Raw genomic sequence first — 13,744 nt, 5'->3', positions numbered from 1 at the left:
TCAATATATAAAATAAGACTCTGACTTCAATTGTGCGCGGATTTTCTTACAGGTGTAGGATAATTTCTTTCAGGAAAGAATTATCCGCGTAATTTTAGTGAATGGAAAGCACAACCTAAAGTATAACAGGGTCAACATCACAATTATTCATAGATAAATGTAACGCCAATGACTGACTGTACTGCTCCAGCTGCGACCTTGCTTCCTGTCTGTCCATAAGTTGCACTTAAGCCCAGGGGTACTTTGCTTTTATTTACAGTTCCCAGGGAGACATTTTCTCCCGTAGCCAGTATTTTTCCATTACGCATCAGGGAGACACCGACTCCTGATGCTTTTGTTGCGTCAGGTGCTGTATTAGCAAACACTTGTCGGGCACTGTCAGTGGTAGCGCCCGAAAGATAAAATGAGAGCTTTTGCTCACTTGAGCAATATACGCCCAGGGGTATTTCTGCGCTTCCAGGAAAGTCCGGGAGACTCACTGTGACATTACGACTATCAACGGTACAGCCGCCCGTTGGCATAACAACCCTGTTATTTGAAATAATATTCCATGTAAAGTTACGCGGATTTCCACTTCCTAACGTTGCAATTTTATACATATGAATGCGAGCAATAACTTCTCCCGCGTTTATGACAACGCCACCGGCCGCCCCGACAGGGGTAATATAGAGTTTTAACGGTAAGGGCATCGGTGTCTTATCACCAATATCCAGCACGTTGGTATTTGTCGTCAACGGAAAGGGGTAGGTCACATTATTCCAGTACAGCGATCCTTTATATGACTGTAGGGAGCCTGCGAAAGCTGAGCCTTGTACTAAGTTAATATGATCTGTGTCGTACCAGCCGCCGTAATCATTCCAGCAACTTATATGCTGAGACAAATCTACAACCAGATTCTGACCTGGTTGAATGACAGGATCGAGATTAACATACACAGAAGTTGTACCTGCGCCAATACTTGACCCACCATCAACATTACAACTGAAGGCGAAGACTTTACCTGCCATCAAAAGAAAATAAATACTGAACAGGACATTTATACTAATTTTTTTTCCCATGATAAATCCTTAGGTTAAAAATTGATTTAAAAAAGAGGCTTATAAAATCGAATCGATGTTATTGCCAGGTATAGATCACATTGATTAGCGCCTCGATCGTTCCCTGGCTTGCGTTTCCATTCACCGTGATAGCTCTTGCCTTAAGTGGAAACTGTGCATTACGTGTGATCTCATCAACAATAACCGTTTTGCTATCGCCACTTTTTAACGTCGCCTCCAGATCATCCCTCAGCTCTATTTGAATATTTTCGGCACTACCTTCATTTTTGTAATAACCCGTATTGTCAGTTGAACCTGTTACGATTGCCGTCACTGCACTTGTTTCAATCGGACAATCGGTTAATGATAAAGTAATATTGTGCCAGCCAGATGCAGAACCAGGTTGTTGCAGATTGCGTGTATAAAGATCCCCGAGATTAACGCTAGCCTCTTTGGTTTGAATAGTGCAGGGTTTAGCAACTACCCGACCATTAACAGTGATAGTGACATCAGCGGCCTGAAGCGTTGCTGAAAATAGCGCACAGAGCGTAGCCAACAGAAGTCTTTGGAAAGTTCTATTCATATCTGACTCTGATTATTGAAATTCAAGGGTAAATGTTGCCGAAGCGCTAACCAGTCCTGGATTGACGGACTTTTGTGTTGACTTCAAACGGGCCGAGTAAGGCAAAATATTATCCTGATCAGGAGTCAGAGGGATCCACTGCATTCCGGTATGAAGGTCATTTATTTTTACTGGGCGCATATTTCCGTCCAGAATTTCAATACCCAAACCGGAAGCAGAATTGCTTCCTTCATCCAGTTTCAGCAGAGTATTATTTTCTAAATCCTCTATCCCGCTAAATGCAACCCGAACCCCCGTAGTCCCTTTGGTACATTCACTTAACGTAATCTGGAAAGGAACGGTTGGACTTGTGCTTCCAGTCGTTGGGAATTGCCTGGCACTGTGTTTTTGTAGGTCTACGGTAAAATTAAGCGAATCAGATGAAACTGTGCAGCCATAATCCAGGACGCGCCCGCTAATTTTAATAATGCTATCTGCAGATAAAGCAGAATAGGTGGTTAACCCCAGACATAAACCGAGGAAAATAATGCTATTGTGTTTCATAATCTAGTGTTCCTTAGCGACAGACTGCTGTTTGCTGACTCAGTAAGTTCTCAGGAGAGACTTCAGGAAGCTTGTAATTAACAATACATTTAGCGTTTGCATTGTTGCCCCATGAAACCTGTAATTTTCCTGATTGTGGAAGTCCTGTCAGATAGACCTGACCATTTTCAGCAACAATGCTGCCATTGTTATTGTCACCGTGAGTCACAATTGCACCGAATGGAACTGGTTTATTGCCGTATTTCAGAGTCATTAATACTTTACCGCCGATTTGTGCATTAAATGTTGCTCTGGCAATAGCACCATGAGTAGGGATGACCGTGACCACGGTTTCATCCAGTTCAACATTATCGGCAAGGGAATTCGCGTTAAGAGCGACACGATTTTCTCTATATTCTGTCGCAAATGGTAATATTGCATAGCCACGCCAGTCTGTATGTATTCCTGTCTGGTTCTCTATTTTAACATTCTCCGCGCCAGGAGCCTTAACCAGAACCATAGTGTCACCCATCGGCTGTCCAAAGGTGACACCATCAGCATGAGCAATAATTCCACCACTCATTCCGTAGTAAAACTGGTTGCTATCGCCATTACGACTGTAACCGACATTAGTATTACCGTAAGCCCCTCGATAATTAAGAGAACTGTAACCACTGGTGCCAGATGATGCATTACCTCCGCGGGTATTACCGACCTGAACACTATAATTCAGGTTATTATCCGGCAGCAGTGTGCCATAAACCCCAGATAGATTGGTCATACCGCCTTTCAAATCGTTTGACATGCTATAACTAGCGTTTGAATTACGAAATGCCGACTGACTGTCTGTACGCATCCAATGGCTGAAGGGAACATTAAGTGTAAAAGCGAGTAAATGATCCCGATCGTTTTGCCATATATTACTGGAATAGCTGTAATTCAGCGAAGTCGTAATATCGCCAAACGGTACATTTAACCCGAATGATATTTGCTGATCGCTGCGTGACGTGTTCCAGTAACTTTGGCGACTGGCACTGAAAAAGGTCGTACCGTAATTTCCAAGCTGCTGAGAAATACTTATTTGTTCCTGACCACGTTTACTATAGTACAGATTAAAATAATCAATAAATTGTATCTGTTCATTGGTGTCTACGGTCGGAGGCTTGACGGTGTAACCACTCATTCGACTGTATGCACTGTCAGATAAGTTATAAAATCCTTGCGTAGAATATCGATATCCTGCGACCTGGATATTCGTTCCCGTCTGATAGAAAGATTTACTGTAAACAGATTTTACCGATTGTCCGCTGTGACGAGTATCATCCGCAAGTGTCGTATTGGCTTGCGTGATATCGACAGAAAAGGCACCTAAAAGGCCAAGATCTTTACCAATACCCACGTTGAAAGCTTGATAATCTTCTGCAATTTGCATCCCGCCATAAGGTGTCCAGTTTCCCTCCAGACCATGCATTACGTTGCCCTGAATGAATTTTGGGGAGCTTTGCAGGTTATTTCCACTACGATATTCTCCCAAGGCAAGTGCATAACGCGTATAACCAACACGTTGGAGAACCGGGACAGATGAATAAGGGACATATAAAGTCTGAATACTGCCGTCTGCCTCTTTTATCGTAACTTGCAGATCACCGCCATTAGCCGCAGAGTTAATATCATCAATAGTAAAAGGGCCGGGAGGGACCGTAGTCTGATAAACATCGTATCCGTTCTGTTTAACACTGACTTGGGCTGTGCCACGGGCTATACCATGAATCACCGGAGCAAAACCATGTTGGCTATCGGGCAACATCGCTTCCGTTGAGTTTATTTTAAGGCCACGAAAGTTCACACTTTCAAAAATATCGCCATCGGTATAACTATCACCCACCGTTAACCGTGAGCGTAAGGGAATAATGTCACGTTCAGCAGACGTATTGATATGTTGCCATTTATTTCTGTCAGATGGGTTGTTACTCCCACTGTTATAACTCCACGTTGAGTTATCACGTAGTCGCCAGCTGCCAATGTTGATGCCACTCTGCAAATTCAGATATGCATAGTTGGTTTTGCTGGCGTTATGGTTACTACGATTGTTGATAGAATTACCATTAAAACTATAGTTCAGTAGGCCTGCGTTTATTCCTTCTTCCCACAGGTCAGGAGAGACATAACCACGGGCCATTCTGCCGACATAAATCTGCGGAACGGAGAGCGACAGATGTTGCTGACCAACATCAAACTCAGTAGATGCATCAGCCAAACGATCCTGAAGTGGTGTACATGCGTTGTTATCCGGCACATTTTTTCCTGCCAAATGGTCCTTATTGGCTAATAACGCTGATTTTTTTATGCCAAGACTGACAAGAAGGTCTGTACTCAGACATGGGGTGAGATCTGAGTTATTCTCATCTGCAACAAAAGTAACATCCCGAGTGGTCATAAATTCGTCGTTCAAATAAATATCGACCCGATATGTACCAGGTGGTGCCTCGCGTCCCTTAGCAAAGGCAGATAAATCAACAGACTCAGCAAGATCATTGCTTAAAAACCGTGGATTAAAATAATACTCTGCTTCTACGGGAAAAACCGCTGTAGCTAAGCCAAGGGCAAAGGTAAGCCGTGCAAAGCGAGGCAGTAGTAACACATGATGCATACGATATGCCTTAAATGCGGCACGAAAGGCTGTCATTATTAGTTCCGATTGAGTTTATGCTTATTAATTAGGTCAGTTCTTAATGCATGGTTGCCTTAATACGCGGTGTTAATGCACCGTAATCATTGATCGTCTGAAAGCTGATATCCCCGGATGTACCATGAGGAAAATCCACCGAAATTTCACCTTTTGGAGGCACCATGGTGTTTGGGAGATCGCTATTTCCTGCTTTCATATTCGTTACGGTAATGAAGTAGGGGGTCGGATTAATAAGTGTCAGTTTGCTACCACTGCGGCGGAAACGAAGCATTTCCGGAGCTTGGTCAGGTGCTATTGCCAAATTCATTGGGCGATAGAACATTTTTATGCGGCTAATAATTGCGAGCTGTAATGTATTTGCATTTTTCTGATCTTTTTCCATAGCAGGAATAGCTTTGACATTTACCCAAAACAGGCTTTCCCGGTCGCCCGGTAACTGATGATTAGTGGCGTTGATAATCCGCAGCGTATTCTCTTTTTTGCCTTGCATAGAAAAAAGCGGTGGGGTAATGACAAACTGGGTATCTTTTTGGTCACCCGCATTTTCTATCCATGACTGAATAAGATAGACACTGGCAGGATCATTATTCGTGACAGGCAATAAAACCTGTTTCTGATTTGCTGGAAATATTACACGAGTTGCACCTAGAGCTACCGCTGCATTGGCAATGGTACTATGGCAAAGAAAGATCAATGAAAGTAATACTGTCGCCATAAAAGAAACAGAGTAGGGCGTACGAGTCGTCTGCATCTGATGTGTTCTCCATGTGTTGATAGGCTAAGCGGGGGAAACCGTCACATCAGAAAATGGTAAATATTGCTAATGCTATGGCGGATGGCCGGGTTTCCAGACTTAATGCGCTGGTAATAAAACTTGGTTCTCTATTGAAATAAAAAATTGTCTTCAGAGTGATTTTTAAAATCACAGTAATTTTAACTGCCTTGTTTATTAATCGTTTAGATACTCTATGATTTTTTCATATCGTTCCAAAATATAAGTCATTCCTTAGTAATAATGAGATAAACATTGATGAATTTTTTCGGGTGTGAGTAGCCATGCCACACACACCCTGTTTTAATTTCAGATGACGTATAGCCACCTGAATACTGAATTATAGGTATTGGACTTTGAAGGTCGCATCTGCATTTGCAGTACCGGCCACTGACTGCCCGAGGGCAATATAACGAGCCTGGAATGGCAGTATATTCGTGCCATCAATCAAGTCAGTTTTAGCGCTAAAAGTTGCCCCATCCAGTATTAATACCTCCCCCGTACGGTCCAAAATTTGGATACCGACATTCTGGGCAGAGCCTGCCGCTGAACTCTGAAGCGCCAACGTATCGTCATTACTGGTGACAGTAGTCCCAAGGAATGCAACAGCCGCATTACTGGAAACATTGGTATCACAATCATTCAGCTTGATATTGAAGCCTACAGCGCTACTGAGGTCACCCGCTTTAGCCAGGCGAGAAGAACGGACCTGACCCAGCTCAACCGTTTGGTTCATTGATTCTGAGTCAATCGCACAAGCGGCATTTACCACTTCACCTTTAAAATGAATAACACCGCCATTTACGGTGGTCGCAACTGACTCATCACCTTCGGCTGCGTTAACCGCAGCCGAAGACATCGCCAACACAGAAACGACAATCATTCCGACATGTTTGAGTTTCATAATTCTCCAAAGTTTATATTTAAGCAGCTGAATAAAGAAATATAACAATTCAGTCATTCGGTTATTGCTTATAAAAAAGAATCATTCTTGATTAGCCTGTCACCCTGAAAATATAATTTCCTGAGTTATTACATCTGATGAAGAACGATAATATCTTTAAATCACAAGGACGCTCAGTCACAACAAGCTTATAACTGCACTTGTTGTAGAGAGTATTTTCAAAGACTTTTTTATATCGCCAAATAACATGACGATTTCATTATGCATGATGTTTATAAACAACGTCTAAACAGAATATTATTGCGAATAAGGAAAATGTCAGGAAAGGTCAAGACTTATTAATGTTTTATATGACCAAATAACATTAGGGTTGCTTGATGTTTTTTTGTTGTCATTATTTCTTGATGGATTATTATTTGGCAATCTATCATCCACGCACCAATCTTATTGTTGAAGTATCAGGTTACCCGGTATTTGCGGCTGGGGAGGTATGGTTTTGAACGACGCCGCAATGGATGCCCGCGTGAAAGCGATGGCTACTAACGTGATGTACGACATGAGCCGGGCGCTGGGCCATGGCGTAGGTGAGGGCAAAGACCGTTATTTCACCGCCGACCGTCGTTCTGTTTACAGTCAGCAGGAAAGTCGTTGCCGCAGGCGACTGTGTGAATCGTCAGTTCGTGGCAGAACATCCTGACCAGCTGTGGGTGGCTGATAACTCCGATGGCGCGCTACTTTGAACTTGCTAAGAAAACGCCATACTCTGATGCCGTTCACGCAAACTATCAGCCCAATGAGGAGCATATACAGGAACAGAATAACCAGCTTGAACTTGAGCTGAGAAAATTGAAACGATGTCTATGAATCACACAATTTATTATCGAATACGGTGACCGCCTGAGCGGCCACCTTTAATCGTGGGCAGTTACACAGAATTATTTACAGGGTCCGTCACTACGGCATTTCTCCTGCCACTGGCTACAAGTGGCTTAAACGTTGGACCGATGAAGGTTTATCCGGTCTTCAGGACCAGATACGTACTCTTCAGCCTTCCCCGAACCGTTCGTCCTACGACCTCATTGCGCTTTTTCTTCCGCTTTCCATGCTTTAGCCATGCAGGGGGCCACGGGATGTGCAGGGCCTTACCCCACAACAGTGAGCCCCGGCACTTTTACATTATCCCGCATCTCTTCGCCGAGGGGAGTAAGCCCGTCTGGGGTCAGGTAGGGTTTGACAGTGTCCACATTAATGTTTAGGTTCCGACAGTAATCCTCTAAACTCCTGGCCGCCCGCCGTACACTCAGATCACTCCATTGCCGGAGTTGTCCGTAGGTGAGGCTGGTTTCAGAGTGCCTTGCTATTTCGTCTGTTTTTGGTTTTCCAGTTTCTGTCAATACAATATGGCTGACAATATTTAATTCCCTCAGCAAATCAACAGGAATATCTGACTTATTATCCATCAGTATGTTATCGAACAGCATTTTGTACATGCTTATCAGTTTGTCCTTATTCCCTCTGTCCATACCTTTGGTCCAACCCGAGATGTCTTCGTCGATTTTTGCAAACAGAAACTTTTGTATATCCGCGCCGGTAATGTCAAAACAGTCACTGGCTGGTATATTCAGCTTAAGGCAGGCGCTGATACTCAATCTCTGTAAATTTTTTATTACTTTTTTCCAATCCGTACCAGGTGCCATACAATGAGGTTCGCCAAATAATTCCCCGTCGCTATTGTCGCAGTTTGTATTATTCACATCAAAATCATTCCGGGAAATTCTATCCACCAGGGAAACCCAGTCTTCTTTTAGCGAAATAATATCATTGTAAATTTTATCCTTCACAGTCGGCGGTGTAGAAATACCGCGATACTGGTCATTTACACTATGAACAGGTTGCATGGTTGTAGCTCCGTTAAACGTCTGACTAAAAGTAAACTATTATCCACAGATGCAGGTAAAACATTCTCAGGTGTTCATCTGAATTCAAAAGAAAAAAGCAACTGACTTGAACGAGAAATTTACGGGGTCACATGATGATACGATTCATTCCATTCTTCGTTCTAAGCATTCGAGGCAAATGAAGATGAATCAGTGTCTGAAAAAAATCCGATACCAGAGCGACTTAAGGAAGCGAGATGCAGGGCGGGATTATCACAGCGCTCTCTGGGTCTCCTTGTTGGCTTTGACCCTGCATCGGCTAGAAGTCGTATGAATCATTATGAGACAGGACGCCATGTTAAGCCTCCATTGACGATGCATCTTGGTTCATGAAGTAAGTTAACAGTCAATATGATTTAACTTATGTTGAGTATAAATGTGCCGTTGCTAGCGATTGTAGCTGGTGAACTGCAAAACCACCGGAAACGCACCAGATAAATTTTAACCACATGAATACCTGGCAAAATGCGCGAATTTTGATAGCCGGTTCACGGGAATATGGACAGAATCCAGCTTTTCATCAACACATTTTTGTGAGGTATCATGCTCCAGCCTACTTCTTTATCCGGTGCATCCGGTGTATATGTTAAACCCAATGAAAATGAATATTGGGCACCCGATGAATCCAGCCAGACAGCAAACCGTCTTCATATCGGCTATGTATTAACCGATTTATTAAACAATTCATTAAACGATATCGCAGCCAGCAAGACCAGCAAGACCAGCAAGAGCAGCAAGAGCAGCAAGAGCAGTAAGATAGAAAACTGGGATGATTTATCCTCATCAGATTATACAACCATATTACACAACGCATCCGAAGAAACTTTCATCCACATGGTTTGTCGTTCCCTCCTTCACGATCAATGTTTGACCAAAAGTGATCAGCTGACAAATATGTTCCTGAGCTTCGAGTCCACAGACAATCCCAATATTTACACCATCCCGGCCAAAAAGGAAGACCCGCCGATAGGGCTCTTACTGAACCTGTCCGTCGTCGATGAGCCCATCATGACAATGTACATACCAGGTATGCCAAAAGTAGCGTTGTCTGTAACTCTAACTGGCGATAAACCACACTGTAAACTGCTCCGGAAGTATATCGATAAAGTCCCGGACTGGGTGGCCCAGATAACGGCATGGCGTGCCTGGGCCAAGGTGAATGCTCCCGGGGAATACAGGGCAGAAGCTCTTAGTAGGGTGAAGGCATATATATACAATAGAGCATGCAATAGAGCTTCGGCACTGGAACTAGAACTGGCAAATCTGATGCTGACCAGCCTGCCGGAGCTGCCCGCCGGGCTGGAGAAGCTTGATGTGAGTGGAAACCAGCTGTGCAGCCTGCCGGTCCTGCCCACCGGGCTGGAGGAGCTTTATGTGAGAAGAAACTTGCTGGACAGCCTGCCGGTCCTGCCCGCCGGGCTGAAGAAGCTTGATGTGAGTAGAAACCGGCTGTGCAGCCTGCCTGTCCTGCCCGCCGGGCTGAAGCACCTTAATGTGGGTGGAAACAATCTCTTCAGGTCCACCGGGCTGGAGCTGCCCACCGGGCTGGAGGAGCTTGATGTGAGAAGAAACTGGCTGGACAGCCTGCCGGTCCTGCCCGCCGGGCTGAAGCATCTTTATGTGTGTAAAAACCAGCTGTGCAGCCTGCCGGTGCTGCCCGCCAGTCTGGAGAAGCTTGATGTGAGTAGAAACCGGCTGTGCAGCCTGCCGGTCCTGCCCGCCGGGTTGGTGATGCTTGATGTGAGTAATAATCAGCTGTCCGGCCTGCCGGCGCTGCCCGCCGGGCTGGTGACGCTTGATGTGCGTTTTAACCTCATGAGCAGCCTGCCGGAGCTGCCCGGCTATATGAGGACGCTTAATGTGAGTAATAACCAGCTGATCCATCTGCCGGTGCTGCCCGTCAGGCTGAAGGTGCTTGATGTGAGTAATAACCAGCTGACCAGCCTGCCGGACCGCCTGCCCAGCGGACTGGAGATGCTTAATGTGTGTTGGAACAAACTGACCAGCAAGCCCAGCCGGCCGCCCAGCCGGCCGAACGCTTGGTACTTTGGCTGTACGATTAATTATGAACCCCAGAGGCCTCGCTCCGGGGAAAACCCGTCTGCTGAGGTATCGGACTATACGCCCTGAAGCAGTACAGAGAACAACCAGAACCGTTTGATTTTCCGGGGGGCACCGACTACATCGGCGAATTGCGCAATGATAAAGCGGCAGTCATGAGGAAAACCATGCGAAGTCGACGCATTGCGCAACTGAAGGCTATAAAACAGGCGCACCGTAAAAACAGTTTGACCAGTACACCCGGATTAACCGGTGCGCAACAATTTCACCTCATATTCTGGTGGAGACAGATGTAGTGCGTATGGTGTTATATCAATAATTGAAGGAAATCCACCCGCTGTCAGATATGTCAGTAAAACAGGGTATATATCATTGATTGAGCAATTCAGGAGCGTTACTTTTATCCGTATCAGTGCACTGTCTACACGTTTGTGGCTATTCGTTGTTTAATTTGTTGCGTTGAAGTGTTAAAGGTTGCATCTGGGACTGGCTGAGATTATATTTTTCAGGTCTAGCATACAGTGGTACGCGCTGCTAACACTCCTATTAGTGAGGCTTATCAGTGCATGAAGGGAGAGGGCGGGGTCGGCTTTGCCCTCTCTTTTTCATGACTGTATTAAACTTCAAATCCTTTTTAAAATTCATTGCCTTATTGTAATATTTTTATTACCAATCCTAATCAGTGTTTTTATTTTTTCATTTATCTTAATATGTGTTTTATCTTGCTCAAGAGAAAGTTTCCGGAATTCATTTTCTCTGCTCGGCACGGCAATTATCAATTCTTCATGTTGGCTTTGATCCCGCATCGGCTAGCAGTCGTATGAATCATTATGAGAAAGGGCGCCATGTCCCCGATATTGATACGATTCGACGGATGGCGGCAGAGTTAAACGTGCCTTTTTGTGATGATCAGACAACAGCAGAACTTGCATTGCTCATATCCCGGATGACAGAGGAAGAGCGAAGTAGTCTTATCGAAGCACTCAAAACGTCTTCAGGTGTAAAACATGCTGACAAAAAATGATGTTCTTCAAAAGGCTATTGATCTTTTTGAAGGTAACGAAAGTGCAGCATTAAACTGGTGCAATGAACCAAACAGAGCATTACAGTGGAAAACGCCCTCTGAGATAAGGGGTCGTTTGCGGGAGAGGGCGAAATCCTACGCTAAGGCTTTGGCCAACGATATTCTCCGGTAAGATTGATGTGTTCCCAGGGGATAGGAGAAGTCGCTTGATATCTAGTATGACGTCTGTCGCACCTGCTTGATCGCGGCCGCGATAGCTAGATCGCGTTGCTCCTCTTCTCCATCCGCGTTCCAAGCTGCGGAAAGGCACCCATAAGCGTACGCCTGGTCGAGCAGGCGACGCGGATCGACGTCCAGCGCACGAGAGAATGCGTCCGCCATCTGTGCAATGCGTCTAGGATCGAGACAAAGGTCGTCTCTGTCAGCCGGATCGTAGAACATATTGGCGGCGCCAAAGCCCACTTCACCGACCAGACCGACGGGATCTATCACCAGCCAGCCGCGACTGGAGAACATGATGTTTTCATGATGCAGATCGCCATGTAGCCCACGCAGTTCCGAGGCATTGCTCATCATTTGATCGGCTATAATCGCCGCGTGGACGTAGTCAGTTTGACAACCTGCGTTTTGATCATCGCGCGCCCGCTGAAACAAAGCTGCAAAGCGATCCCGGATCGGGAGAAGGGCAGAAGGCAGGGGTTCCTCAGATGCGGCATACAGCTTCGCCATTAGTTCCGCTGCAATTTCGGTCGCCTGGTAGTCGCCGTGCTCGGCAACGATGTGAGAGAGCATTCGCTCCCCGGCATATTCGAGCAACATCAGATTGTTCTCACGACCGAGCAACCGGACTGCTCCCCTCCCATTGCGCCATACCAGATAGTCGGCCCCGCGCAGTTCATCAGCAATGTCTTCTATAGGTTTCAATCCCTTGACGATTGCAGGAGTCCCGTCTGGCAATGAAACTTTCCAAACGAGGCTGGAAAAGGTGTCCGCAATGAGAACAGGTTGCGAAACGTGCCAATGAGCAGGAAAAACAGGCGGCATGAACATCAACCCCAAGTCAGAGGGTCCAATCGCAGATAGAAGGCAAGGCGTTCGCGGTCGGGGGCTTCGATCCCCAATACATTGAATAGGACAGCGAAGGCGCGCTCTGCTTCATCTGGCGCTGCCCAGTTCTCTTCGGCGTTAGCAATCATGAGTGCCAAATCGGCATAGCGATCTGCTGTTCCGAGCCGCCCAAGGTCGATCAGACCCGTGCATTGAAGAGTTTTAGGGTCCACCATGAAGTTCGGCATGCAGGGATCACCATGGCAAACAACCATATCGGTGCGCTCTTGGTCGAGCCGCACCGGTAGCTCTCGTTCGACACGAGCCAAAAGATCGAGCTGCGGCGTACTCTTGTCCTCGTCCGGTAAGAAGTCGGGATTGACGGCATTGCGGGACACCACATCAACGGCGCGTCCGAACATTCGCGACAGCCTGCGCTCAAACGGACATTGATCAACCGATAGGCTGTGAACAGCGCCAAGTTGCTGCCCCATTGACGGCCACGCTTTGAGCAAATCCGCTCCAGACAGATCAGCCGCCGGTACTCCCGGAATTGCCGTTATCACCAAGCATGCACCCTCCTGTTCCTCCTGCCAGTTGATCACCTCGGGGCAAGCCACACCTCGACCTTTGAGCCAAATGAGGCGGTCACGCTCTCCAGCGAGCTCACCGCGGCGGGAAGCAGGTGCGATTTTCGCGAAGGCATGCCCGTCACCACGTCGAAAAACAAAATCACCAGATTCTCCGCCTCTGACAGGCAACCAGTCAGAATGCGATTCACCAAAAAAAATATTAGTTCGATTCAATGGAGGTTCCTTCAGTTTTCTGATGAAGCGCGGAGGTGGCTCAACCTGCGAAAAGAAACGAGTTGCTACGTAAGTCCGAGAACATGCTTTCCATGGTCTTGCACCGGTTGTGTTCCGGTCTATCTCTCATTTTAAGCGGCTTTTTTCTCAAATGCCACCGGCGATTTCCAGCCGAGTGCTGATGAATCCCCTAATGATTTTTATCAAAATCATTAAGTTAAGGTAGATACACATCTTGTCATATGATCAAATGGTTTCGCCAAAAATCAATAATCAGACAACAAAATGTGCGAACTCGATATTTTACACGACTCTCTTTACCAATTCTGCCCCGAATTACACTTAAAACGACTCAACAGCTT

At 45.9% G+C, this 13,744-nt stretch carries 12 protein-coding genes and 3 pseudogenes; 6 read left to right on the top strand and 9 right to left on the bottom strand.

Annotated elements, in window-relative coordinates:
• Positions 1-143: 143 nt before the first annotated feature.
• From BEB54_RS25010 to fimA, 6 genes are all read right to left on the bottom strand, one after another.
• Positions 144-1,058 carry a fimbrial protein gene (locus BEB54_RS25010; RefSeq protein ID WP_105277020.1) on the bottom strand — a complete coding sequence of 305 codons (915 nt, stop codon included), beginning with the start codon at positions 1,056-1,058 and terminating at the stop codon, positions 144-146.
• A gap of 58 nt (positions 1,059-1,116) precedes the next feature.
• Entirely contained in the window at positions 1,117-1,620 is a 504-nt protein-coding gene (locus BEB54_RS25005; RefSeq protein WP_105277019.1) for a fimbrial protein, read from the bottom strand.
• 12 nt (positions 1,621-1,632) lie between these two features.
• The gene (locus tag BEB54_RS25000; protein ID WP_105277018.1) at positions 1,633-2,163 is read right to left on the bottom strand and encodes a fimbrial protein; all 531 of its coding nucleotides are present in this window, start codon (positions 2,161-2,163) and stop codon (positions 1,633-1,635) included.
• Positions 2,164-2,176: 13 nt separating this feature from the next.
• Positions 2,177-4,828, bottom strand: a complete 2,652-nt coding sequence (locus tag BEB54_RS24995; RefSeq protein WP_105277017.1) for a fimbria/pilus outer membrane usher protein — start codon at positions 4,826-4,828, stop codon at positions 2,177-2,179.
• 43 nt (positions 4,829-4,871) lie between these two features.
• Positions 4,872-5,582, bottom strand: coding sequence for a fimbria/pilus periplasmic chaperone (locus BEB54_RS24990; protein WP_105277016.1), 711 nt, complete (start codon positions 5,580-5,582; stop codon positions 4,872-4,874).
• 361 nt (positions 5,583-5,943) lie between these two features.
• Positions 5,944-6,507, bottom strand: a complete 564-nt coding sequence (gene fimA / locus BEB54_RS24985) for a type 1 fimbrial major subunit FimA (protein ID WP_024218640.1) — start codon at positions 6,505-6,507, stop codon at positions 5,944-5,946.
• A 457-nt stretch (positions 6,508-6,964) separates the two neighbouring features.
• Between fimA and BEB54_RS24980 the strand changes: the two are divergent.
• The 3 pseudogenes from BEB54_RS24980 to BEB54_RS24970 form a co-directional block, all read left to right on the top strand.
• Positions 6,965-7,135: pseudogene (locus BEB54_RS24980) on the top strand (alpha/beta hydrolase); the annotation flags it as partial.
• 89 nt (positions 7,136-7,224) lie between these two features.
• Positions 7,225-7,371 (top strand): annotated as a pseudogene (locus BEB54_RS24975) (IS481 family transposase); the annotation flags it as partial.
• Between the two features lie 85 nt (positions 7,372-7,456).
• Positions 7,457-7,594 (top strand): annotated as a pseudogene (locus BEB54_RS24970) (helix-turn-helix domain-containing protein); the annotation flags it as partial.
• Positions 7,595-7,649: 55 nt separating this feature from the next.
• Here the strand turns inward: BEB54_RS24970 and BEB54_RS29520 are convergent.
• A complete protein-coding gene (locus BEB54_RS29520) occupies positions 7,650-8,405 on the bottom strand; it encodes a hypothetical protein (protein ID WP_236943381.1) in 756 nt (251 codons plus the stop codon).
• 582 nt (positions 8,406-8,987) lie between these two features.
• Here BEB54_RS29520 and BEB54_RS24955 point away from each other — a divergent pair.
• Positions 8,988-10,574, top strand: coding sequence for a hypothetical protein (locus tag BEB54_RS24955; protein WP_105282310.1), 1,587 nt, complete (start codon positions 8,988-8,990; stop codon positions 10,572-10,574).
• 938 nt (positions 10,575-11,512) lie between these two features.
• Positions 11,513-11,701: an antitoxin Xre/MbcA/ParS toxin-binding domain-containing protein gene (locus BEB54_RS24940; protein WP_105282309.1), complete on the top strand. Its 189-nt coding sequence runs from the start codon at positions 11,513-11,515 to the stop codon at positions 11,699-11,701.
• A gap of 41 nt (positions 11,702-11,742) precedes the next feature.
• Here BEB54_RS24940 and BEB54_RS24935 read toward each other — a convergent pair whose 3' ends face one another.
• Together BEB54_RS24935 and aph(3'')-Ib are read right to left on the bottom strand one after the other, a co-directional pair.
• Positions 11,743-12,579: an aminoglycoside O-phosphotransferase APH(6)-Id gene (locus BEB54_RS24935; protein ID WP_000480968.1), complete on the bottom strand. Its 837-nt coding sequence runs from the start codon at positions 12,577-12,579 to the stop codon at positions 11,743-11,745.
• Positions 12,579-13,382 (bottom strand): aminoglycoside O-phosphotransferase APH(3'')-Ib, encoded by an 804-nt coding sequence (gene aph(3'')-Ib, locus BEB54_RS24930; RefSeq protein WP_001082319.1) that lies wholly within the window; start codon positions 13,380-13,382, stop codon positions 12,579-12,581. Before aph(3'')-Ib ends, BEB54_RS24935 begins: the two co-directional genes overlap by 1 nt.
• 285 nt (positions 13,383-13,667) lie before the next feature.
• Here aph(3'')-Ib and BEB54_RS29510 point away from each other — a divergent pair.
• On the top strand, positions 13,668-13,744 hold a 77-nt coding region (locus BEB54_RS29510), incomplete at its 3' end, for a hypothetical protein (protein WP_223196925.1).

This window comes from Escherichia sp. MOD1-EC6021 (assembly GCF_002965245.1).
GTDB lineage: Bacteria > Pseudomonadota > Gammaproteobacteria > Enterobacterales > Enterobacteriaceae > Escherichia > Escherichia coli_F.
This window is presented reverse-complemented; position numbering and strand designations above follow the sequence as displayed.